Genomic DNA, 24,300 nt, shown 5'->3' with positions numbered 1-24,300 from the left:
AATCCATAACCCCTTTCTAAGCTCTATTCGTCAATATTTACAACATGATTTCCATCAAAGAAATATAAACATTTCTCTTTCACAGGATGTTTTAAGCTTTTCTCGAGTGCTTTTGCATATAGTGAAAGCTGTACTTTGTATCGGTCTTCTAAAATTGGTTTCGCTTGATCAAATCCGCCTGGGAACTTTCCTTCAATCGTATCTGTTTTAAAGTCGATTAAAGTAATTCCGTCTTCCTCTTCGATCATGCAGTCGATAACCCCTTGGACAAGTATTGATTCGCCTTTCTTCCCTTGCCAATCTTGATACGCTTCTTCTGCTGAAAGCATCATCGTAAATGGTACTTCGCGCTCAACACTTTTTGCTGCTAATACCCTTTTACCTAAGTCACTGTCAAAGAATGAAATTACCTTTTCAATCGCTATTTCTTCAGCTTGTTCAAATGTTAATAGTTCTTTATTTACCATTCTTGCAATTTGTTCTTGAAGAACTTCAATCGTAATTGGTTTCTTCAAATCTACATGCTGCATAACGGCATGGACTGCTGTCCCTCGCTCTGCGTATGTTAGCCCTTTTTTCTCCATAAAGCGCGGACGTGTTTTAATTGGTGCACGAAGTTTTTTAATAAAGGCGTTATCGCTACCTTCTTCAGATTGATAATTTCTCTTTATTTCTGTAACAGACTGCTTCGCACGGTGAGATGTCGCGTCCGCATACCCGTATTCCCACATCAATCTGTCGTACACTTCTTCTTTCCGTTCACTTTCTAACGGAACAGCTTTTTTATCACGAAGCGCTTCTAATAACTCTTGTTTCTCTTCTTGAACTGGTTCTGGTGCAAGTAAATCTTTTCCTTCAACAACTTCTACTTTCCAGCTAGCACTATATTCATAAATTTCGCCTGGAATATTTCCTTGTCCTAATTCAAGAAGCATTTCACTATCACGGTGTCTATATAAGGAAGGTGCAATCCAGTCTAAGTAGCAAGACGCTCCGGCACGAATATGGTCTGGTAATAACCATTCACTATGCTCTCTTGCATCGAGCCATTTTTCCATTTCTTTATTTGCATCTTTAACTGTTCCAATTAAAATTAACTTCTCTTTTGCACGTGTTAATGCTACGTATAGTACGCGCATTTCTTCCGCAATTAATTCCATCTTCATTTTACGCTTAATCGCTAGTTGCGATAATGTCGTATATTTAATTCGTTTACGAGGATCGATAAATTGTGAACCGAAACCGAAATCTTTATGAAGTAAGAAACGCTTCATTAAATCTTGTGTATTAAAACGGCGACCAAGTCCAGCTACAAATACGACTGGGAACTCTAGCCCTTTACTTTTATGAATCGTCATAATGCGAACAACATCTTCTTGTTCTCCAAGAGCTCTCGCCGTTCCCATATCATCTCCGCGTTCTAAAATACGCTCAATAAAACGTAAGAAGCGGAATAATCCTCTAAACGATGTTGCTTCATATTGTCTTGCACGATCATATAGTACGCGTAAGTTTGCCTGCCTTTGCTTTCCGGCTGGTAAACCGCCGACAAAGTCGTAATAGCCTGTCTCACCATACACTTTCCAAATTAAATCGGAAAGTGATTGTTGTCGCGCAAATTCACGCCACCCTTGCAGTAAGTTATAAAACCACTCTAATTTATCATGTAATTCTTGTTCTTCTTCAAGCGGCGCTCCCTTTAAGAATGAGCTCATCACTTCATAAAACGAGCCTTTCTTTCCATGAGCACGAAGCGTCGCGAGTTCTTCGTCATTTAGTCCAACGATCGGTGAACGAAGTACAGCTGCAAGCGGAATATCTTGCATCGGGTTATCAATGACGCGGAATACATTCATCATAATATTTACTTCTGTCGCTTCAAAGTAACCAGTCGCAAGGTCAGCATATACCGGAATTCCTTGTAGTTTTAACTCTTCCATAATTTGCGGCGCCCATGGCATGGAGCGAAGTAAAATAACGAAATCACGATATTGCACCGGGCGCATACTATCAGTTTTACGATCATACACTTCATAGCCTGAATCGACCATTGCTTTAATACGCTGCGCCATAAGACGAGCTTCAAGCTGCGCTTTTTCTACTTCGGCACCTTCTTCACCTTCTTGCACTTCTTCCTCAGTTTGCTGAATACATAATAGCTCTGCCGCTACATCTTCACCTTCTGGATAGCTAGCACCTAGCTTTAATTCAGCGTCAGCATCATAATCGATTTCGCCGACTTCTTCGCCCATAATTTGTTTGAAAATAAAGTTCGTACCTGCTAGCACTTCATGACGGCTACGGAAGTTTTTCGCTAAGTCAATCTTCATTCCGCCGCCCGATCCTTCTTGTGTGAAACGTTTATATTTTCCTAAGAATAAACCAGGCTCTGCTAGTCGGAAACGATAGATTGACTGTTTTACGTCACCAACCATGAACAAGTTTCCTTCACTCTCAGAATCTTTCGTTACGAATTTAATAATTGATTCTTGTACGAAGTTCGTATCTTGATATTCATCAACTAGTACTTCCGCAAATTTATTACGATATTGAAGCGCTACTGCTGACGGCTTCATTTCACCGCCTTCACTTTGCTCGCTTAAAATTTGCAAACAGAAATGCTCTAAATCTGTGAAATCGACCATTCCTTTATCTCGCTTAATCGCTTGGAAACGCTCTGTAAATACTTTTACAAGCTTCACGAGTTTTTCTAATACAGGATGCATATCTTGAAAATCTCGTAAGAAACTTTCGGGTCTGCGGCTAAATAGCTCTTCTTGTAATTTCTTCACTTCATCTTTCGCTTTATTACGAAGAGAATCTACTTGTTTTACAACATCTTCGTTGTAATCACTTTTTTTAATACGCTTTAACGTTTGCCACGATACATTTTGCATCGCTTCATAAACGCTTGTCCACGATCCACGCGCTGCTGAGGATAACGTTCCAAGTAAAGCTAAATCTGCTTGTAAAGTTTCAACGCGAGGCGCTGGACCATCAGGAAGCATTGCGAGTTCAGTCGCCTTACGAATATGCTTTTCCGCTGTTTCAAGCTGAAACTTCACATCTTCTAATAAGTAAGAAGCGTACACTAAATCTTCAATCGTCTTTCCTTCAACGTCGTATGCTTCTACTAATTTATCAAGCCACTTCTCCGGGTTTGGATGCGCTCTTGATTCTGTATGAAGCGCTAAAATCATTCGTTGTAAGTCATCGTCACTACGGTCACTCGTATAACGATCAACTAGTTCAAAGAAAATACTATTATCTTCGATTCCATATTCTTCTTCTAATATGTCATCTAGCACTTCTTCTTTTAATAACTCATTTTCTGTTTGGTTCGCAATACGAAAACGAGGATCGACATCAAGCATGTAATAATATCCTCTAATAACTTGTAAACAAAATGAATGAATTGTTGAAATGGAAGCTTTATTTAATAAGCTAAGCTGCTTTCTTATATGCTGTGAACCTGGCCCATCAATTAATAATTTTTCTAACGCTTCCCCAATTCGATTTTTCATTTCTTGCGCTGCTGCATTCGTAAATGTTACAACGAGCAGGCGGTCGACATCGACTGGATTTTCCTCACTTATAATCTTTTTAATAATACGTTCAACTAATACCGCTGTTTTCCCTGATCCAGCTGCCGCTGCGACTAAAATATCACGTCCGTTCGCTACAACCGCTTTCCACTGGTCATCTGTCCATTGACTACCTTCTGGTTTCTGAGGCCAATTTTCTTTCATTCTCCGCCAACCTCCTCTCTAATTTTCTCCATCGCTTCGCTATCTTTCATATCTTTTAACGTACGGAATTGGTTATCTTCAAGTGATTCATCAAATTGACAAACAGATTTGAAGTTACAGAACGTACATGCCGCTTTATTCCCCTTTTTGTAAGGAGCAATATCGATAACACCTTCTGTAATGTCTTTTCCGATATTTTCAAACGAGTGGTGTACATATTTTTGAAGTACGTTAAACTCTTGTTCACTTGCAATGCTAGAACGCGCACTAAAACTACCATCTTTTTTCAGACCAGCAGAAATAATATCAGAGCTTCCTGTTGAAAGTTTATTATCCATTAAACGCACAACGTCAGCATCGCCTAGTACGAGACCTTTCATTTTAAATTTCTTTAAAATTTCTTTCTCAATTTCTTCTTCAGATGCATCGCCTTTCATCTCAACAATCGGGTTATGAATATGGAAATACAATACACCCGCCGGTGATGCAGTACTGCCCTTTTTCATCCACGTATGTGCATTTGAAGTAACAACATCTAAATACGTTAACATTTGAAGTGCGAGTCCGTAATACACTTCTGTTAAATCTAACGCTTTCGAACTTGATTTATAATCAATAATACGAAGGAACGTACCACTCTCATCTTCCGCCTTATCAACACGGTCAATACGGCCAACTACTTCCATCTTCACACCATTTGGCAACGCAAATTCCATCGGCGGAAGCGATCCAGTCCCGCCCATACCGAACGGTACTTCTAAATCAACTGGTACAAATCCACTCGACTTCGCATGTTCACGAAGAATAAGTGACGTACGGAAAATGATTTGTTGTAGTTTTTGCTTTAAATAGAAATGACGGTTCGAACTTAATAAAATTTGTCTTTGTAATAACGGTGCAATTTCTTCTATTACTAAAGCAGAAAGGTGTTCACACTCTTTTATTGATAAATCCGCCCAAGTCCGATTTTCACGTAATAGCTTGTCTGCAATTCTCTTCAGCGCTGCATGAAATAACTCACCGATATCTGGCGCATCAAGTTTGAAAATATCACGCTCTCTTAGCGATAAACCGTGCTGAGCAAAATGAGCGTACGCACAGCGATTAAATAGCTCCATACGAGAAACGCTTCCCTTAATTGTATCTCCATATAAATCCCTACTTACATCTGCACTTAGTTTCTGTGCACGATTTCGGTAGAATAAACTTGATAACACACGGCTACTTTTTTGCTTCCATTCATCTGAAGTAACGTAGAAGTTATATACGTCCCACCAAAAGTCTAAATTGCCTTCAAATCCGTAACGCTTCCACGTTTGCAATTGCTGCATGACATAAGACAACGTTACTTCTGGCGTTGCTACATATGAGATTTGTTCCGAACGCGATAAGTCATTTACATCATTCGTAATAAACGATTCTTTCACATCAGGGAACATTCTTTTTATTTTTTTAATAAAACTAGAAGCAAGTAACGTCTTTCCTTCTTCATCCGCAAGCGGACAGGAAATGTATACCTTCTCAGATGCTCTCGTCACCATTTGATACATAACGAACTGTTCTTCTAATAAAGTTTGTCTCGTCGTTGGTGCTAATTCGATACCTGCAGCGGTGAGAACATTTCTTTCCTCATCAGAAAGCATACCTTCATCCATAGGCGCTGCTGGAATCACTCCTTCATTTACTCCAATAATGAACGTCGCTTTAATATCTGATAATCTAGAATGATCAATATTAGCAACTAACACTTGATCTAGTGACGGCGGAATGTTCGCAAATTGAAGTGCCTCAAGACCTGTCGACATAACCTCCGTAAACATTGAAAGGGACATCTTCTCTTCGCCAAGCATCTCAACGAACGTATCAAGAAGATTCATCACTTCTTCCCATACTTGCTCATGGTCTGTCGCAAATAAGAAATCTCCATTTTCTTCTGCACGAACACGTAATTCTTCTAGTTTTTTCGGAACGTCAAGCTCCTCTAAAAATAAATATACCGCTTCGCACATTTGCATAACTGTTCCAGCACGCTTCAGTCTTTTTTGCATACGAATAACTGGCGTTCTTACAACGTCGCGAAGTCGATTTATTCTCTCTTCCATTTCACGCTCACTGTCTGTTATCATTTCGCTCGCATCATCAAGAGAACGATAACGACGATACATCCACGGATCTTCAGAAGTCCATCTCTTCCCTTGTACACCGTACGCTAAACAGTAGTTTTCAAACTCATCCATCTCTTCGCGCATCGCTTCTTTTCTTACATCTAATGGATATAAAAGCTCTGTTTTCACGCAGCGAAATACTGCATCATAACGCCAATTCCCGCTAATAATCTCGAGTGCAGAACGAATACATTCTACTAGCGGATGATGTGACATTGGGCGTTTTTCATCGATGAAATGCGGGATATTATAATCCGTAAATAACGTTCGCATTACGTCGTAATAACTTTCTCCGTTACGAAGAAGGACTGCGATATCTCGGTAACGATAGTCTTCATCCGCCACAAGTCTTCTAATTTCACGAGCTACACCTTCTACTTCAGCTCGTAAATTAGCTGCTGTACTAATTGTTACACTCGCTTCACCATGATACTTTTCATTCGGACGCGCTTCATAATGCGCTTCTAAATGAGCTAATGCTGGAGAATGAAAACGCGGTTGTTCCATAAGTGGAATTGTTTTTTCAATTTCTATTTTCTCTTCACGCGCTACTTGTTTTATTCGTTCATACGTTAACGTCGTTTCATAAAATAAATCTAGTTCATTCACTGGCTGCGCTAACGTTTTTTCATCTATCGTTAATGTTATTGTTACTCTTGTTCCTAATCTCATTAGCCCTCTAACGATTTCTAGCTCTTGAGGAGAAAATGAATGGAATCCATCTATATAAATTTCCGCGCCTTTTACATACTCAGAGTCTGAAAGCTTCTCAATTAATAATTGTAAGTAGTCTTCTGAATCTAAATACTTTCCGATTAAAGCACGTTCAAAATCATCATATAGTAACTGTAAATCATACACTTTATTCGCTAGTAGCTTTTGCTCTGCACTACTGCTATGCGTGTCTAATTGTTGCCACATTTCATATACGTTAGACGGCGTCACATTGTAACGTTTAAACTCAGCAATCATACTACCAAGATGTTCAAAGAAACCGTTTTGCTCCGCTGCTTTTTGAAACACAGATAGTCCATCTTTACGAGATTCTACAATTTTACGAAGCAACATATGTACACCAGCTTCATCAATATGAAGACGACTCGCTCCGCCAACTTCTTGCAGCACCTTCCACGCTAATCGCGAAAAACTAAAAACTTGTGCCCGAATAGAACCTCTTACCTCTTCACTCCCAATTAACGCCTGCTGCGTTTGGAATGTCATCTGTTCTGGCACAAGATATAATATTGTTTTCCCTCTTGGGCGCTGTTTTAACTCTTCTTGCACTTCGTGTAAACAAAGTGTACTTTTTCCACTTCCAGCTCTACCAATCACAAATCGAAGTGACATGTAACCCCACCTTTCACTTACATAACGAACGTTAGTTTGCTATCACAATTGTATTATAGGACGATAAAAAAGACAAACATACTCGTTTGTCTTTTCCTTATACTTCATTTTATTATATCAGCCTTTTGAGAAATTCGTTTGTACCTCTTGAATCGGCCAATATCGTAAATCAACTTTACCGACAACTGTATCAGCTTTCACAAAGCCGAAGTGCCTACTATCCCAGCTACCGAGGCGGTTGTCGCCAACTACAAAAATAGAACCAGGTGGTACAAACTTTTCTTTCGTTAATTCTTCTAATTTAAAATCACCTGTTAATTGCCGTCCATTTATCTCTTTCTTATACGTCTCTAAATAAGGTTCATCCACGAATTGTCCGTTTATATATAATTTATCATGCTTATATTCGATATGATCCCCAGGTAAACCGATAATTCGCTTTACATAGTCCTCTTTTTTATTCGCATGAAAAACGACGACATCAAATCGATTCAAGTCCCCTACTTGATAACTCACCTTATTCACAACGAGCATATTTCCATCTTGCAATGTCGGCATCATTGACTTCCCCTCTACAACGTACGTTGAAAAGAAAAACGTTCGAAAAAATACAGCTAATAGTACACCAATTAAAATTGTTCTTACCCACTCTAGCCCTTCTTTTTTCAAAGTTTTCTTCATTTGCTTCTCCCCTCGCCCTTTAATGATGAAGCTTATCTTTACAAAGAAGACTTTTCCTAATGTAGTTCTAACTTTACTTCAATTTTTTTACCGACATACCATAAAATAAAAATAACAACGCCCACAATAACCGATTTCACCGGCTTATGAATAAATGACACTAAATCATGACCGATATACGTTAAAATAAAGATCATAACAAGCTTTCCAAATGCTAATGCTAGTCCAAACTGTTTTACGCTAATGCGAGATAAACCAGCTACAACGTTTATAAGCGCAGATGGTGTGAACGGAAAACAAAATATAACAAAGATTGGCGCGAACCCTTTTCTTTCAATCCATCCCATCGCTTTTCGCACTCTCTCATGCTTATTTACAAAAGAAAAGAAACGACTTCTTCCAAAGCTACGAATAATGAAAAATACAAGCATTGCACCAATTACTGACCCAATCCATGAATAAAGAAAACCGAACCAAAAACCAAATGCAACAGCATTCGCCAACACAAACACAATGAGTGGCAATGCCGGAATAAGCGCCTCTATCATCGGTAAGCCAATACCGAGAAGCGGTCCGAACGCACGATAACTTTCAACAATATGATCCATATTTTCTGGTGAAAAATACTCTTTGATCGTTTGAAAATCCATTCTACACTTTACCCCTTTACTCTAATTACTACCTCTACTGTATCATCGCTTAAATGAAAGAGGAAATGGTAGATACGACATATGGAGATATATTTATTAAAGTTTCCATATCATTCGCTAGAATTCCTTCATTATTATGCTATGATAATCTTTCAATATTCGACAAGGTTTGTTGTACGTTTGGTTGTTTGAGGAACAATATTTTTTGATGATTTTTTCGGTAAATGAAATTACACTGGTGATTTTCTGAATACATCGACCACAATTTGATTTTTATCGACTTTCCGACAAAAACAGACAAATAAAAAGGATGAGTCTCCCCACCCTTTCCCTCTCACACTTCGCCTTCCTTCACAAAATACACTTTCTCATATGCTGGTGTTAATTTAGATTCTTCATTTTTATCAATCTCTTTAAAGCAAGGATTTCCTTGTTTTTTCTTACGATCTTCATACTCTGTCCGTAATTTCGCTGTACGATTTTGCTGATTTTCAAAGCTACTTTTTGACATTTCTAGTTTCACAGCGAAACCATTTATAAATCTAATAATAAGATTTCCATCTTTTAATTCTTTATTATCTTCAATATGAAAATGAGATAACCACGCACACTCTTTTCGAGAATAAGAATACGTAGGGAAAAAATAAAGTTGATCTGTCGGGCTAATTGCGATAGGAGCTTTATGTGTAATACGAGTTAACTCCTTCGTTCCTTCTTTTCTTCCAAAGAAACTAGAACCATGCTTCCGGCAACTTCTCTCTATAATATCAAGAGGCTTTTGAAATACGAAAAAAGAATCTTCCATTTCTACAATTCGCGTAACAACTTTCTTTTCTCCTAGAACAACAGGAAGTAAGGCCATTGTATTTTTGCTTACAACATAGTTTTCGACATAACGTTCTACTTTACTTTCCATAGTCTACTGTCTGCTACTACAAATATAGGCAAATGTATATCCTTAGAGTATGTAGTTTTTGCACGCTAAGAATACTTTTATCTATACTCGCTCTTTTGTTAGTAACAGATTTTTCACCTCTCTTTTTTAAATTTTCGATTGCTATTTAATTTCCCTTCTTCATTTCCCTTTTATAGTAGCACCTACGAAAAGGAAATGGTTTACATTCCACGATTCTTTACAAATACTTATAATAAATCAAATATAATACAAATCTGTTAATAATGATATATGAATATCAAAGGAATAATCTGTATAAAAAAAGGATTCTATATACGAAAAAAGAATTTATATCATTTGTAATATGTTTAACACATTCCCCTTTTCATATAATTACAGCAATTAATTTTGCTATAATTAAAATATAAATCAAATATACGGAGGTCTCTCATGGAAGAAAAGCAAGATCATCCAACAATTCAAATGAAAAATAGTAGCATTGTTATCGTAAAAAATTCAGCGAGTATTATATTCGGTTTATTTTTTATTTTACTGTTCTTCGCGAAGTCTTTTCGTAAATCTAAATGTCCAGAATGCAAGAAACGTGAAAAGAAAAAAGCTGTGAAAGAACACTAAAAGGCCTTCCTTTACGGAAAGCCCTTTTTACATACTGATTGCCATTTCCTTCATTCTTCTTCACCCTCAAAAAAACCTACTATTTTTTCTTCCAAGATTCTCTGTATCTCTTTCAACCTGTACTATGATTATATATGGTTCTTGATCTAAATACCGAGAATGAGACTTCCTCAAATCAATTACCGTCACTTTATCATTTTCATAAGTTTTCGAGTACGCCTTTATTTCTTCAATCGTACTTTTTAGGCTGTCTTTATTACTAATATAAATATCGTATATCTCACCAACAAAAAAAAGGATGGCATAAGCCATCCTTTTTTCTATAATAAACTATAAAATTATAGTTTGATTACGTTTTTAGCTTGAGGTCCACGGTTGCCATCTTCGATTTCGAAGCTAACTTTTTGGCCTTCTTCTAAAGATTTGAAACCATCAGTTTCGATTGCAGAGAAATGTACGAATACATCGTTTTCGCCTGGAACTTCGATGAAACCGAAGCCTTTTTCATTGTTAAACCATTTTACTTGTCCTGTAACTGTCATAATTATTTCCTCCTACGAAAATACATTTTATTTAGTCTTCATGTATAAAAAAAGAATCCACACATTATCAAATTCGAAACATAAACTAGTTCTCACATACTTTTTCCCGTTTGTTTTCGGCATTTGATAATATATGGATTGCTTAATTTAATTATTCAACTGGTATTATCATAACACACTTAAAATAGAATGTACAATCTTTTTAAAAATAAAATTTCTAAATTTTAGTATTTCTTATAAAATATAACCATACCTATTCTAATAAGGAGGCGTGTATGACAGAAATAATCCCTAAAAAAACATTAAAGAGAATTGAAAAAGATATTGAAAATAACAACCTTGGAAAAGCAAGAGATAGATTACACGGATTAATCACTACTTATCCGAATGAATTAGCACTTAGGAAAAAACTCGGGGACATTTACTTTACATTACAATACCCAGAAATGGCCGGACGGTATTGGTATCTTGAAAAAGAGAAAACAGATGTTATGCACGCGGCATGTCTACAATTTGAAAAATCGATGGGAAACGACTCTTATCATATTGTACGTGCTTTAAAATTCAAAGGAGATCGTAACATTATTACAGGACTACACACCGAACGTCCCTTACAGCCATTGCAGAAAAAAGTGATAGAGGAACTAATTGATGATTATGAAGAAACATGGAAAGACAAACTATTTACATGGGGCTGTCTATCATTATTCGCATTCCTTCTTTTTACTGCTATCGTTGGTATATTCACCATATTAGATTGGATATTTTAAATAGAAGTGAACGTTCCACAATACGACGACAAATAAAATTACATCCACTTTCCGACAAAGTTTAACAATGTCAGCGACGTAATAATAAATAAGAAAAGTGCCCCAAAAATATTTTTTGGGGCACCTACTTATACCTTTATTTCGTAAACTGTTCTTCTTCTGTGGATCCTTTTAGAGCAGTCGTTGATGAAGTACCGCCTGTAATCACTTGTGCTACTTCATCAAAGTATCCTGTTCCTACTTCGCGTTGATGGCGCGTTGCAGAGTAACCGTATTTCTCTGCTGCGAACTCTGCTTGTTGTAATTCAGAGTACGCTGCCATGCCGCGCTCTTTATAACCACGCGCTAATTCAAACATGCCGTAATTTAATGAATGGAATCCAGCAAGCGTTACGAACTGGAATTTATAACCGTACGATGCAATTTCTTTTTGGAAGCTTGCAATCGTTTTTTCATCTAATTTTTGTTTCCAGTTAAAAGAAGGGGAACAGTTGTAAGCAAGTAGCTTCCCTGGATATTTCTTATGAATTGCGTCCGCAAAGCGTTTTGCATCTTCTAAATTTGGCTCCGACGTTTCACACCAAACGAGATCTGCATACGGCGCATACGCTAAACCACGTGCAATTGCTTGATCAAGACCTGCTTTCGTATGATAAAACCCTTCTGGCGTTCTTTCGCCTGTAATAAACTCTTGATCAACTGGATCGATATCGCTCGTAATTAAATCTGCCGCATCTGCATCTGTTCTTGCGACGATAATTGTTGGTACACCCATTACATCCGCAGCAAGACGTGCCGAAATTAAATTACGCACCGCTGTTTGCGTCGGTAATAATACTTTTCCGCCTAAATGCCCGCATTTTTTCTCTGAAGATAATTGGTCTTCAAAGTGCACGCCAGATGCACCCGCTTCAATCATCCCTTTCATTAATTCAAATACGTTTAACTGTCCACCAAACCCAGCTTCAGCATCCGCCACAATTGGGACGAAATAATCCGTATCACCGTTACCTTCCATATGCTGAATTTGATCAGCACGTTGAAGTGTTTGGTTAATTCGTTTTACAACAGCTGGCACACTGTTCGCTGGGTATAAGCTTTGGTCCGGATACATATGTCCAGAAAGGTTCGCATCTGCCGCTACTTGCCAACCGCTTAAATAAATTGCTTTTAATCCAGCCTTCACTTGTTGCATCGCTTGGTTTCCTGTTAATGCTCCAAGTGCATTAATATAATCTTCTGTATGAAGTGATTTCCAAAGCTTCTCTGCACCGCAGCGCGCTAACGTATGTTCAATATCAATCGATCCGCGCAGACGAATTACATCTTCAGCTGTATATGGACGTGTTATCCCTTTCCAGCGCGTATCTAATTCCCAGCTTTCCTGCAATTTATCAATTCTTTCGTTTTTCATATGTTCCATCCCCTTTTCTTGTTTCTTATAAAATTTCATAACCCGGTAATGTTAAAAACGGCATGAACTCGTTATTACGAACAAGGTTTGTAAACAGTTTTGTAGCTTCTTCAAATCTCCCCTTATTAAATGCTTCCTTACCAATCTCTCTTTCTATTTTTGCTAGTTCTTCTTCTTTCAATTCTTCCATTAATTTAAAAGTGATATTACGGCCATCACTTAGCTTTCCACCCTCATGACGAATCCACTGCCATACTTGTGCTCTTGATATTTCTGCTGTTGCTGCATCTTCCATTAAGTTATAAATTGGAGCTGCTCCCCGCCCGCTTAACCAAGATGCAATATATTGAATACCGACGTTAATATTCGTGCGAAGACCACCTTCTGTAATCGTTCCCATCGGTACTTCTAATAAATCCTTTTCTGTTACACGTATTCCTTCACGCTTTCTAAAAATTTGATTTGGCGTTTTCATTATGTGATTAAATACTTCCATTGCAACCGGTACAAGTCCCGGGTGGGCAACCCAAGTCCCGTCATGACCGTCTAAAGCTTCGCGCTCCTTATCAGCACGCACTTTCTCGAAAGCTGCCTCATTTGCTTCTGGATCATTTTTAATTGGGATTTGCGCCGCCATCCCTCCGATTGCTGGCGCATTACGACGATGACACGTTTGAATAACTTTCAAAGAATACGCGCGCATAAACGGCGCTGTCATCGTGACTTGCGCTCTATCCGGAAGTAAAAATTCATTATGATTACGGAAGCTCTTTAAGAAACTAAATATATAATCCCATCGCCCGCAGTTTAAACCAGCAGAATGATCTCTTAGTTCATACAAAATTTCATCCATTTCAAATGAAGCGTGAATCGTTTCTATTAACACAGTCGCTTTAATCGTTCCGTTCGGAATACCGATATACTTTTGAGCAAATACGAAAACATCATTCCATAATCTTGCCTCTAAGTAACTTTCCATTTTCGGTAAGTAAAAGTACGGGCCACTTCCTTTTGCTAAAAGCACCTTCGCATTATGGAAAAAGTACAAGCCAAAATCTACTAAACTGCCAGACATGTTCTTGCCATCAACTTGCATATGTTTTTCTTCTAAATGCCACCCTCTCGGACGCACAATTAATACAGCTGTTTTACTATTTAAACGATATTCTTTTCCGTTTTCATTTTTATGTGAAATCGTTCCCTTATTCGCATCTCGTAAGTTAATTTGACCTTCGACAGCATTTCTCCAAGTTGGTGCATTCGAATCTTCAAAGTCTGCCATAAAAAGATGTGCTCCTGAATTTAAAGCGTTAATGACCATCTTTCTATCCACCGGCCCAGTAATCTCCACGCGGCGATCCTCTAAATCTTTCGGAAGCTGGGCAATTGTCCAATCACCTTCACGTATGCTTTTTGTTTCCTCTAAAAACTTCGGAAACTCTCCCGCATCAATTCGTTTTTGTTTCTCCACACGCTTCTGTAAAAGTTCTATGCGGCGCCCATTGAAATTTTCATGTAGTTCTTTTAAAAAACTAAGCGCCTCAGGTGTCAATATTTCGTTGTACGCTGGTAACATTTCTCCGGCCAGTGTAACCCGTGAAGTTTGCGTCGACATATTAGCATCCCCTTCTTAAACTGTTTTATAACAGATTTGATTTTATGTTTTATATTATATAACAAATCTTCAGAAAAGGAAGTTTTTTTTGAAAATTCACTTCGTTTTTTTCAAACCGCCTTTCTTTCGCGCTTTATTTCACACAAAAAAGGTCACTGTTATACAACAATGACCTTTTCCTATTCTATTTCCAGTCTTCTTTCAAATGATAATTAATAATCGCATTGTTTATAAACTGAGCATATTGCTCTCTAGGTACAAAGCGATTTAATTCATACATACCATTACCAGTTCCTCTTACAACATTATTAGATTGGAGTGCACTAATTGCATCTTCTGCCCAATGACCTTTTGGGACATCTTTAAATGTATGTTTTTGTTTCACTTCAAAAGTAAATGCTTTTTTTAGAACGACAGCCATTTCTGCTCGGGAAATTGGCGCTTTCGGCCTAAAATTTCCTTGTCCATCCCCTTGAAAAACACCACGTTTTGTTAATGCTAAAATTTCTTTTTTGAAATTCGTTGTACTTTCAGACAGATCTTTATATGGATTCGCTACTGATCCTTCTTCTTTCATTTCAAGTGTTCTGTAAATAACCCCAGCTACTTGTTCACGTGTTGTAAGATCTCCAACACCATACTTTCCGTTTCCATACCCTACTATAATTTTATGATAAGCTAAATCCATAATAGCATCAAATGCCCAATATCCGTATGGAACATCATCAAATACAATCATTTCCGGATACTCTTCCGCTTTTACAGGCGCAACATTCGTTCCTACAAATAGTCCTCCTACCATTGTCGCAATCATCATAGCACTCAATATTTTTTTCTTCATTGTCCTCTCTCCCTATTTCTATTTAATTTAAAATAGAAAAATAATAGATAATACGAAGTTATCCATACTACATATGAAGCATTTCCAAATAACATGAGCAAATATTTTTAGTCATGTATTTTCATAAGCTTCACTGATTTAGGAGTATTCATTTATTGATGAATGTACGATAAAATGCAAATCTTCTAGAAGAAACATTTTTACCACCTTACTCCTTCTTCTATTGTCAAAAGGGAAGTGTCCAATCTAATGTGATATATAATGAAGTATTCTATAATCTCTTTATGATCTCCTTTGCATTTTGAAATTTCACTTTATTGCTACAAATAGTGAGATAAGTAGATTATGTTGCACTCGTATTCACCGATAGTTCCTTCTCTGCTCTCTTTCGAAAAGTAAATGCCATTCCTACAAATATTAAGGCAATCCCTACAATTTGCATACTCGTCGGTCTGAATCCAGTAAAGATCGTATCTAACAAAATTGCAACAGCAGGATCTAAAAACACTAATACAGAAATAAGTCTCGTCGGTAAATCTCTTAAACTGTCAAAAAATAAGTAATATACAAACCCAGTATGTATAAGTCCTGTCGCAGTAATCATCATCCAGTTCATCTCTGTTAATCCTTGAAACTTCCCGAAATCTACGAATGGTAGCAATAAAAATATACCTAAAAACGTTTGTAAAAAGGTCATCGCATATGCACTCGTATGCTTAATTCCTTTTCCGAGCAACGTTGTAAAAGCATAAAATAAAGCCGCAAGAAGTGCCCATACCATTCCAGATGACATTAATTTCTCAAGCGACATACTACCGTCCACTCCAGCTACTAACACTGTGCCGATAAAACAAATAACAATGGACATAACAGCAAATACTGTAAGTCTCTCTTTAAATACGATACTACCGATCATTAATACGATAATTGGAGCGAGATGATACACTGAAATCGCAATTGTAATCGACATGAGTTCAAACGCTTTAAATAAAAACACCCAGTTAAAAACGAGAAATACGCCACACGCTAATATTTGCACAATTTCTTTTTTATTCCATTTCTCATTTTTATATTGTCCTGTTGCAAACCAACATAGCGTTAAAAATAAAGTCGCACAAATACAACGAATAAATACTAATTCAAAAGATGGTAAACCCGTTTGGACAGAAAAAAATCCAATCGATCCGAAAATAGACATCGAAAGGATCATTTTTATAGCCGGCATTGATTTTGAATGAAACAATTTTCTCCTCCCCCTACAATCATCTCTTTATAAACTAAAAATTCTAAAAACATTACATATCATTATATATCACAATTGAAAAACTGTAAAAAAATAGAATGTAAAAAGTAGAGTTCACACCAAATTTTCATAATAAAAAAATCATCCTTTATTTCTTATAAAGGATGATTTTTTTATTATTTATTCAGAGGAATTTCACTATATATAAACTTAAATATACTATTTTTGAAGAGTAAATTGTGAAACAATCTGCTTTAATCCTCCTGCTACGCTATGCAGATGCTCAATTGAAACTGAGATTTCTTGAACTGATTTTTCTTGCTGATGAATAGACTCTTTTACCCTATCAGTTCGATCAGATGATCTTTGGGAAATTTGAGCCATGTCTTCTGCAGAAGCAGAAATCTCCTCACTACTCGCTGCAATTTCATCTGTAGACATAGATACAGTTTGAATTTGATTAGATACTTGCTGCACTTTTTCAGTGATTTTTCCAAATACTTTTTCTGTATTCATCACTACTTGTGTACCTGCCTGTACCTCATTATCTACTTTCCCCATCATGTCTACCGTATGGTTCGTTGTTCCCATAACTTGAATAATAAGTTTCTCAATTTGTTTTGCAGAATCACTAGATTGTTCTGCTAATTTTCTTACTTCATCTGCCACAATTGCAAATCCTCTACCACTTTCTCCAGCACGTGCAGCCTCAATTGCGGCATTTAATGCTAATAAGTTAATCTGAGAGGTAATACCTTGCATAACATCAATGATTTTAACAATCTCTTCTGATTGTTCTTTCATAGTCTCTACTTGTTTCACACCGCTATGTACTGAATTTTGGATTGTATCCATCTGTTGAATCATTTGTTTCATTAATTTGTTACCACTCTCTGCATCTAATGCTGATTGAGCAGACAATTCATTTACAGAGGATGATGTATTCACTATACTCTGCATTCCTTGTGTCAACTCTTCCATCGCACCCGCAGTTTGTTCCATTGCTTGCATTTGGCTCTCTGCGCCATTGGCAACTTCTTCAATATCCATAGTGATTTTCTTTGCTGCACCGCTAGATACTTCTGATGCAGATACTACTCCGTCTGCATGTTGGAATAAAAGCTGAATATTATTCTCTACTTCTTGCATATTTGTTCTTAGCCCTGCAATCATCTCGTTAAAATCACTTACTAATATACCTAATTCATCTTTAGCATTATACTCACCATGTACAGTTAAATCTCCCTCTTTTGCTCTTTCCATCATACGACTAACCGTTTGTAAAGGAGCAACTATAAGTTTGCTAATAATATAACTTACTATACATATAATGATTGTAGTAACTACTGCAAGAATGATAAAGGTAATAACGGACCGATCTATCATTTTTTGAGAATCTTTAAATACTTGGTCAGCTAAATTTGAAACATACTCTTCTAAATCTACAGCATAAGCAGCTAACTCTACTCCCTTCGGTTTTAAGTCCTTTTGAAATTCGTTTACCATTTGAGATTCATTTGCTCCCTTTGCTTTGTCAAACAACTTCTTATATGTCTCCATATAACTTGGCAAAGATTTCTTCATCTTCTGAAACAGTTCATCTTCTTGCTTACTTAAATTAACGCCATCATCATATTCTTTTAATAAAGAATCATATTTTTTAAGATCCTTTTCAACATTACCAATAATCCCTTCTTTATTTGTCCCCTCATTTTGTGACGTTGTAATTAATTCTAGTAAGTTATATTCTAGTGAATTTTGTGTACGAAGCATTCCTTCTAATAAAACTGCAGAATTTTGATAATCATCTACTACAACCTCTGTATCGTGCTTAATCTTATTAATAGAATTAATTGCTACACAACTCATAATTGCCATGCCCAAAACTGCTAATGAGATAAGTAAGAATAATTTATGTTTCACTTTTAAATTTTGTAAAAAATACATATTTCCACCTTTATTCCTTTATATATAGATTTTTAGAATTTTATAGCTTATTATTTACAAAATCACAATAAAAAGCAATGATAAATATTCCCAATACCAAACTTATATTTCTATAAACAAGAAGTAGCATAATCGCTACTTCTTGTTTTTTTGTTTTTCATATTGTTCAAACGTATGAATTCTTTCGAAAATTGGTGGATGTGTATATAAGAAAAACTTCACTAACGCAGGTGGATTTACTTGGCTTAAGCTCGTTTTTGATAAATATTGAAAAGTTTTCACACCTGAATTTCCATCTTTCGTCATATCTAAAGCGTATTGATCTGCCGCTCGTTCCTCTATACGAGAAACGTAGTTTGTTGCTGGTTGTGCTGCAAAAGATAATAAAGAGGAAATTAAGAAAAATAAAGGTAAAATTGAGAAACATGCTAATTTTGGAATTTGCAGTGTATCTCCCCATTTTCGAATACACATATTTATAATACGACTAATTAAATACATACCTATAAACGATAGCAACACATAGCTCGCAACGCCCCAATATATATGTTTCATAACATAATGCCCTATTTCATGGGCCATAATAAATAAAATCTCTTTATCTTTTAATTGCTTAAGTGTTGTATCCCACATTACAATACGGGCGTTAGGGCCAATTCCCGTTACGTACGCATTTAACGAATTCGTTTTTTCCGACATATTTACTTCATATACGTGTTTAGCTGGAATATCAGCTTTATCTGCGATCGCTAAAATTTTCGTTTCTAATTCCTTATTTTTCAGCGTTGAAAAATCATTATAAAGTGGATCAATTACAACAGGTTGCACAAACGTTAAGAAAATCGTAAACGGAACAGAGAGCGCCCATCCTGCTAGCCACCATCTCTTCGGGAATTTACGGATGAGCCATAACAAAACCGTAACAATGAGTAACATAGTCGCATAGTTCACCCAAAAATCGATGACATGATCTTTTATCCAGCTTTGTGTGCTTTGCGTAGATATTCCGTAATCAACGGACACTTTACGCCCGATCCATTGCATCGGTAATGCAAGAACTGTTGTTAGTAGTGATAAATAAAAGAAATAAATCGCAACTTGTAAGACATTTATTTTGGTCGTTTCCTTCGACCATTTCTCAAACTTTTTTGAAATACCGAGCACAAGTACAAATAATAAAATAATCCATTCAAGAGGCGTCGCTAAAAAGAACAGTAAATTTTTCACACGCGAATAATCTTGACTTAGCGTAAGCTCCCTCGCATTCATAAAGGTTTCTGGATCTGCACTCGTTCCTTTATACATGTCCGGAATGAGTTCATGATTCCATCCAAATAAATACCAATATATAAGTAACGCAAACCCAACGTATAAAAAAAGCGACCACCCAATAACTTTCCTCACGCTATTCCCTCCTCTATGCTGCCTGTCTATTATTATTGTAAGTTCGTACTTTCAAAATTAGAACAAGCTAATCGTGATAATTGTTCTAGCTCGTTCAATTTACATAAAAAAACTCTTCTATTACAAGAAGAGTTTCACCGGCTCATAATCTGGTATAAGAAATGTACTTACAAACCAGTGCCTTTTACATATCGTATATATTCATAGTCCTTAAAATCCTTCTTAAGGAAGTACATCTATTAACAAACTAAAATCTTGCAAAGAAAAAGAACTATATTTCATAATACCTTGTACAGTTAAAAGTAAAATAAGACCCATCACACACATATAATTAATACTTTCTTCATGCTTTTTCTCAGCAACTACTCCGCCGCTTATACATAATATTCCTAACAAATGGAGTGCTAAATACATAAAGAAATACGCTTCCTCCCAGCGAAGAATAACATTGACTGTCGTTATCAGCACTATACTAAGCACAATCAAATAAAAAAACTTATTTGATGATATTGTTTCATTCATATAATTTTATACATCCCTTTCAAATTTCGAATTAATGATGTTTCAAAGCTATAAAGTAAATGATTGTTTTCATGCCATAAAACAAAAGGAAAGCCACTATTACTTTCTCGAATACTTTATGAACCCACATATACTTCTCTTCATTTTTTCTGAAGATGCGCTTCATCATTTCTTCTACAATTAGACCAAATATTAGTAAAACCCCTAACACAATAAGAAGAGAAATAATATTTTCTTTTAAATGAGTACTAGAAAATAAGTAATACTCTGGAAACACAATCGTATCTACTACAGGTTGAAGCCAATGGCAAACGTTTCTATCACACATATCTGTAATAGACGTAGAATCTATAATGTCTTTCAATATTTTTTCAATCGTTTTCTTCATCTCATTTACTCCCCACTACGTCTGAAAAGATTTTTTCCTGCTCTACATATATAGCTGGCATTTCTTTACTCCAATATTTGCGGTTAACAAATAAAAAGATGAGTACTAAGTTTAATCCCGTTATAAAAATAATAAGTCCTGGAAAGAACGTCGTATAGTTTGAGAAATCTGCAAAACTCATGATTTTTTCTCTACTTACTAGGAAAGATGCACAGAGTACAAATGTATTGTTTAACATATGTATCGCAATTGGCATGAGTAAGCTTTTCGTACGAATATATACGATTGATAATACGATACTAAATACGGCGGCACCGAGAAAATCGACATGTAATATCGCAAATAAAAGTGCTACAACGACCATTGCTATACTAGTACCCCATTTTGCTGCAAAACGCTGCAGTAAAAACCCTCGAAAAACAAACTCTCCGACAATAGGCGCGATAAATACAACCCTAATAAATTGAAATACATATCCCCCGGTACTATCTATAATCGGTTCATGCAAGGCATTCATAATAAAATCTGGTGTAATCCATGCAAAGCTGTACATATATAAAATAAGATAGCCGTAACTAAACATACAAAGCATAATCGCGATGTACAAAACTTGCACTAGGTTAAATGTTTCGTTTCTATTAATAAATAATGAAAATGAAACACGATGCTTTCTATATCCGTAAAAAAGCCATATTATTGGAAGGATATAAAATATAAGCATATTTATAAAAGATGAATTTTGTATATGAAATGTACTTTCTAGCAATTCATTACTGCTTCGTGCTATTAAAATTAATAGTGCAAATACAATTAAAAAATATCTAGCTCGCATCGTTTGAAACGGATTCACATTCATCTCCTCCCCATGTTACTTTTATCATATCATTTGAATCTTAATTTTTTGTGAAAGAAAACCTTAAAATTTCCTTAAAAATTCCATAAGTTACAAAAAGATGATATGATATTCGAGGAAATTAGGAGGGATTCATATGTATCACGCAAATATTCTACTCATTGATGATGAAACAGCAATTTTACAATTACTAACTACCATTCTTGAAAAAGAAGGTTTTTCTCATATTACAACTGCAACATCTGCGGAAATAGCCTTATCTCTCACCGAGCAAAACAATTACGATTTAATTATTTTAGATGTAATGCTTCCTGGACAATCCGGTTTTGACATTTGTCCAATCATTCGCCAAAAAACGGATTGCCCTATCTTCTTCCTAACAGCAAAAACATCTGATGTAGATAAAATTTCCGGATTTTCATACGGTGCGGATGATTACATTACGAAACCATTTAATCCACTAGAAGTAGTCGCTCGTATGAAAGCTCAACTCCGAAGACATATGAAACAAAACATACAAGAACAAAGAATATACTCCTTTTCTTTTGGGAGATTTGAAATTGATCAACATTCTGCGGAACTAACAGTAGATGGAAACGTTGTCGAATGTTCCGCTCAACTCTTTCAACTACTACTATTCTTTTGTGAGAATCCGAACTACGTATTTTCGAAGGAAGAATTATACGAAAAAGTTTGGGGAGCACCTGCCTATAATGGAGATGATAATACTGTTATGGTTCACATTCGAAAACTACGTGAAAAAATTGAACAAGATCCAAGTAAACCAGAATACATAAAAACAGTTCGTGGACTTGGCTATAAGTTCATTACAAAGTAGGTTAAAGATATGAATTTTAATAAACGACTTATAATCCAGTTTATTTTACAACACGTTTTTGTCTTAGTTACGTTACTTATCGCAGTAATTGCTTCTTTTTCTTATTTAATTTTTCTTCTTAATAGTACTTTATATGAACCTAATATTTCTGATTATGATACCTTTACAATCTCCGAATATATTTCTTCTGAAGACAATAACATTACTTTAAAATCTGAGGTAAAAGATTTAATAACAGAAAAGAGTGATTGGCTTCAAATTGTAGCTGAAGATGGAAAGGTCCTTTACAACTTTAATACGCCTAACGATGTTCCGACCTCTTACACAAAGACATCCTTACTTACGTATTTACAGAATAGTAACAACAATATTTATAAATTTAACTATTGGGAAATTAAATTAGAAAAGAAACCAGTGATCGTTATTTACGGTGCCAAACTAAAAAGTAATGCATTACTAAAAACGATACAACAAGGACACCCTTCTTTATCATTAAATGAATTTGCATTAACTGAACAAGAAAAACAATTACTTTCTAAAGAAAAAGCAACACTGCAAATATTTAATAACAATGGCGAAGAAGTTTTTTCCTATCCAACTGAGAAGAAAAAAACATTTTCGGCTATAAAAACGGCTCTTAATGAAAAAGAGCCGTGGAATTATAAAGAAAATACATCTAGTTTTTACGATTCAAATAGCGGTCATCTCGTCGTTGTATCCGCCCCAAACGCTCATTATTATCCAGATGATGAATTAGATGATATATTTACCAAGAAACTTCTAATCGGATGCAGCTTAATCCTCCTTATTGTGTTTGCTTATTTAGTCATTCTTTCAATTTGGTATGGAAATAAGTTTGGAAAGCCTTTATTACACACGATGCGCTGGCTTAAAAACATAGCCGGAGGAAAATATGAAGAACCTGTTAGTAAAAAAGGCAAACCTGTTCGGTTTCGGCGCTCCGGTAAAGAAAAATGGTCGTTCCGCATATTTAAAGATGTTACAAACTCACTAGAGCACCTTTCTATTACTTTGAAAAAGAACGATGCAATGAGAAAAGTACTGCAACAAACACGTGAAGAGTGGATTACCGGCCTGACGCATGATCTAAAAACACCGCTTAGCTCTATATACGGCTATGCATTATTACTAGAATCGAAACAATATAATTGGACGGATCAAGACATTCAACAATTTGGCCATGTAATGAAAGAAAAATCTCAATATATGACTACATTAATTGACGACTTAAGCTTAACATATCAATTAAAAAATGATACTCTGCCTGCGCAACACGTAAATGTTGAAATTAATCAGTTCGTCCGAAAAGTACTATTACAATTTATTAATAACCCGACACTACAAAATCAAAACATTGAATTCGTGCCAAGTTCAAGCAAAATCCAATATTTTATTGAAGAAAAATGGTTCCAACGTATTATCGAAAACTTACTAGCAAACGCTGTAAAACATAATAATGAAACGACAAACGTAATCGTAAAGCTTTCGCAAAATGCAAATTCATTTACACTATCTATTTCAGATAATGGAAAAGGTATGGATGATAAAACGAAAGAACTTCTATTCGAGCGATATTACAGAGGAACGAATACAGAAGAAAGCAACATCGGAACTGGACTTGGTCTCGCCATTACAAAACAGCTCGTTCATGCCCATAACGGAACGATTTTCATTGATAGTGAAGTTGGAAAAGGAACGACGATTATACTTGTGTTTCCATTTAGTTCGTAGGAAAAGGTGCTTTTATAAAGCACCTTTCTCTTTTCGGAACAGTGCGCT

General features: G+C 36.0%; 19 protein-coding genes and 2 pseudogenes. 4 read left to right on the top strand and 17 right to left on the bottom strand.

Features of this window, described 5'->3' with window-relative positions; all coding sequences use genetic code 11:
• Positions 1-23: 23 nt before the first annotated feature.
• The 6 genes and pseudogenes from addA to MKY90_RS05680 form a co-directional block, all read right to left on the bottom strand.
• Positions 24-3,749, bottom strand: coding sequence for a helicase-exonuclease AddAB subunit AddA (gene addA, locus MKY90_RS05705; RefSeq protein WP_215552769.1), 3,726 nt, complete (start codon positions 3,747-3,749; stop codon positions 24-26).
• Positions 3,746-7,261 carry a helicase-exonuclease AddAB subunit AddB gene (addB, locus tag MKY90_RS05700; protein ID WP_215552770.1) on the bottom strand — a complete coding sequence of 1,172 codons (3,516 nt, stop codon included), beginning with the start codon at positions 7,259-7,261 and terminating at the stop codon, positions 3,746-3,748. The genes addA and addB overlap by 4 nt, the downstream gene beginning before the upstream one ends.
• Before the next feature lie 117 nt (positions 7,262-7,378).
• A complete protein-coding gene (gene lepB, locus MKY90_RS05695; RefSeq protein ID WP_215552771.1) occupies positions 7,379-7,942 on the bottom strand; it encodes a signal peptidase I in 564 nt (187 codons plus the stop codon).
• 56 nt (positions 7,943-7,998) lie between these two features.
• A complete protein-coding gene (locus MKY90_RS05690; RefSeq protein ID WP_002011278.1) occupies positions 7,999-8,592 on the bottom strand; it encodes a TVP38/TMEM64 family protein in 594 nt (197 codons plus the stop codon).
• A gap of 334 nt (positions 8,593-8,926) precedes the next feature.
• Positions 8,927-9,508: a competence protein ComK gene (locus MKY90_RS05685; RefSeq protein ID WP_002011279.1), complete on the bottom strand. Its 582-nt coding sequence runs from the start codon at positions 9,506-9,508 to the stop codon at positions 8,927-8,929.
• Positions 9,509-9,557: 49 nt separating this feature from the next.
• Positions 9,558-9,644, bottom strand: a pseudogene (locus tag MKY90_RS05680) (RNA-guided endonuclease InsQ/TnpB family protein); the annotation flags it as partial.
• Between the two features lie 293 nt (positions 9,645-9,937).
• Here MKY90_RS05680 and MKY90_RS05675 point away from each other — a divergent pair.
• On the top strand, positions 9,938-10,123 hold the full coding sequence (locus MKY90_RS05675) for a hypothetical protein (protein ID WP_098167252.1): 186 nt from the start codon (positions 9,938-9,940) through the stop codon (positions 10,121-10,123).
• 50 nt (positions 10,124-10,173) lie between these two features.
• Here MKY90_RS05675 and MKY90_RS05670 read toward each other — a convergent pair.
• Positions 10,174-10,435, bottom strand: a pseudogene (locus tag MKY90_RS05670) (hypothetical protein).
• 26 nt (positions 10,436-10,461) lie between these two features.
• Entirely contained in the window at positions 10,462-10,665 is a 204-nt protein-coding gene (gene cspA, locus MKY90_RS05665; RefSeq protein ID WP_002011282.1) for an RNA chaperone/antiterminator CspA, read from the bottom strand.
• A 275-nt stretch (positions 10,666-10,940) separates the two neighbouring features.
• On the opposite strand from cspA, the gene MKY90_RS05660 reads away from it, so the two are divergent.
• Entirely contained in the window at positions 10,941-11,435 is a 495-nt protein-coding gene (locus tag MKY90_RS05660; protein ID WP_002011284.1) for a DUF6584 family protein, read from the top strand.
• Between the two features lie 136 nt (positions 11,436-11,571).
• On the opposite strand, the gene aceA is transcribed toward MKY90_RS05660, so the two are convergent.
• From aceA to MKY90_RS05615, 9 genes are all read right to left on the bottom strand, one after another.
• Positions 11,572-12,849 (bottom strand): isocitrate lyase, encoded by a 1,278-nt coding sequence (gene aceA, locus MKY90_RS05655; RefSeq protein WP_002140795.1) that lies wholly within the window; start codon positions 12,847-12,849, stop codon positions 11,572-11,574.
• Between the two features lie 25 nt (positions 12,850-12,874).
• The gene (gene aceB / locus MKY90_RS05650) at positions 12,875-14,464 is read right to left on the bottom strand and encodes a malate synthase A (protein WP_242246153.1); all 1,590 of its coding nucleotides are present in this window, start codon (positions 14,462-14,464) and stop codon (positions 12,875-12,877) included.
• Positions 14,465-14,648: 184 nt separating this feature from the next.
• Positions 14,649-15,305, bottom strand: a complete 657-nt coding sequence (locus MKY90_RS05645) for an S-layer homology domain-containing protein (RefSeq protein ID WP_098167250.1) — start codon at positions 15,303-15,305, stop codon at positions 14,649-14,651.
• Positions 15,306-15,648: 343 nt separating this feature from the next.
• A complete protein-coding gene (locus tag MKY90_RS05640) occupies positions 15,649-16,548 on the bottom strand; it encodes a DMT family transporter (RefSeq protein ID WP_215552776.1) in 900 nt (299 codons plus the stop codon).
• 219 nt (positions 16,549-16,767) lie between these two features.
• Positions 16,768-18,495, bottom strand: coding sequence for a methyl-accepting chemotaxis protein (locus MKY90_RS05635; RefSeq protein ID WP_098167248.1), 1,728 nt, complete (start codon positions 18,493-18,495; stop codon positions 16,768-16,770).
• 135 nt (positions 18,496-18,630) lie between these two features.
• Entirely contained in the window at positions 18,631-19,899 is a 1,269-nt protein-coding gene (locus MKY90_RS05630) for a M48 family metallopeptidase (protein WP_088038842.1), read from the bottom strand.
• A 222-nt stretch (positions 19,900-20,121) separates the two neighbouring features.
• A complete protein-coding gene (locus MKY90_RS05625) occupies positions 20,122-20,421 on the bottom strand; it encodes a hypothetical protein (protein ID WP_088292285.1) in 300 nt (99 codons plus the stop codon).
• A 31-nt stretch (positions 20,422-20,452) separates the two neighbouring features.
• Positions 20,453-20,809 carry a hypothetical protein gene (locus MKY90_RS05620; protein WP_141506883.1) on the bottom strand — a complete coding sequence of 119 codons (357 nt, stop codon included), beginning with the start codon at positions 20,807-20,809 and terminating at the stop codon, positions 20,453-20,455.
• A gap of 1 nt (position 20,810) precedes the next feature.
• Entirely contained in the window at positions 20,811-21,659 is an 849-nt protein-coding gene (locus tag MKY90_RS05615) for a CPBP family intramembrane glutamic endopeptidase (RefSeq protein WP_098167247.1), read from the bottom strand.
• Between the two features lie 139 nt (positions 21,660-21,798).
• Between MKY90_RS05615 and MKY90_RS05610 the strand changes: the two genes are divergently transcribed.
• Together MKY90_RS05610 and MKY90_RS05605 are read left to right on the top strand one after the other, a co-directional pair.
• Positions 21,799-22,500, top strand: a complete 702-nt coding sequence (locus MKY90_RS05610) for a response regulator transcription factor (protein ID WP_002064182.1) — start codon at positions 21,799-21,801, stop codon at positions 22,498-22,500.
• A gap of 9 nt (positions 22,501-22,509) precedes the next feature.
• Positions 22,510-24,252 carry an ATP-binding response regulator gene (locus tag MKY90_RS05605; RefSeq protein WP_215552778.1) on the top strand — a complete coding sequence of 581 codons (1,743 nt, stop codon included), beginning with the start codon at positions 22,510-22,512 and terminating at the stop codon, positions 24,250-24,252.
• Positions 24,253-24,300: the final 48 nt, after the last annotated feature.

This window comes from Bacillus sp. FSL P2-0099 (assembly GCF_038007445.1).
GTDB lineage: Bacteria > Bacillota > Bacilli > Bacillales > Bacillaceae_G > Bacillus_A > Bacillus_A mycoides.
The sequence above is the reverse complement of the archived record's forward strand: the minus strand, read 5'-3'. Positions and strand labels throughout refer to the sequence as shown.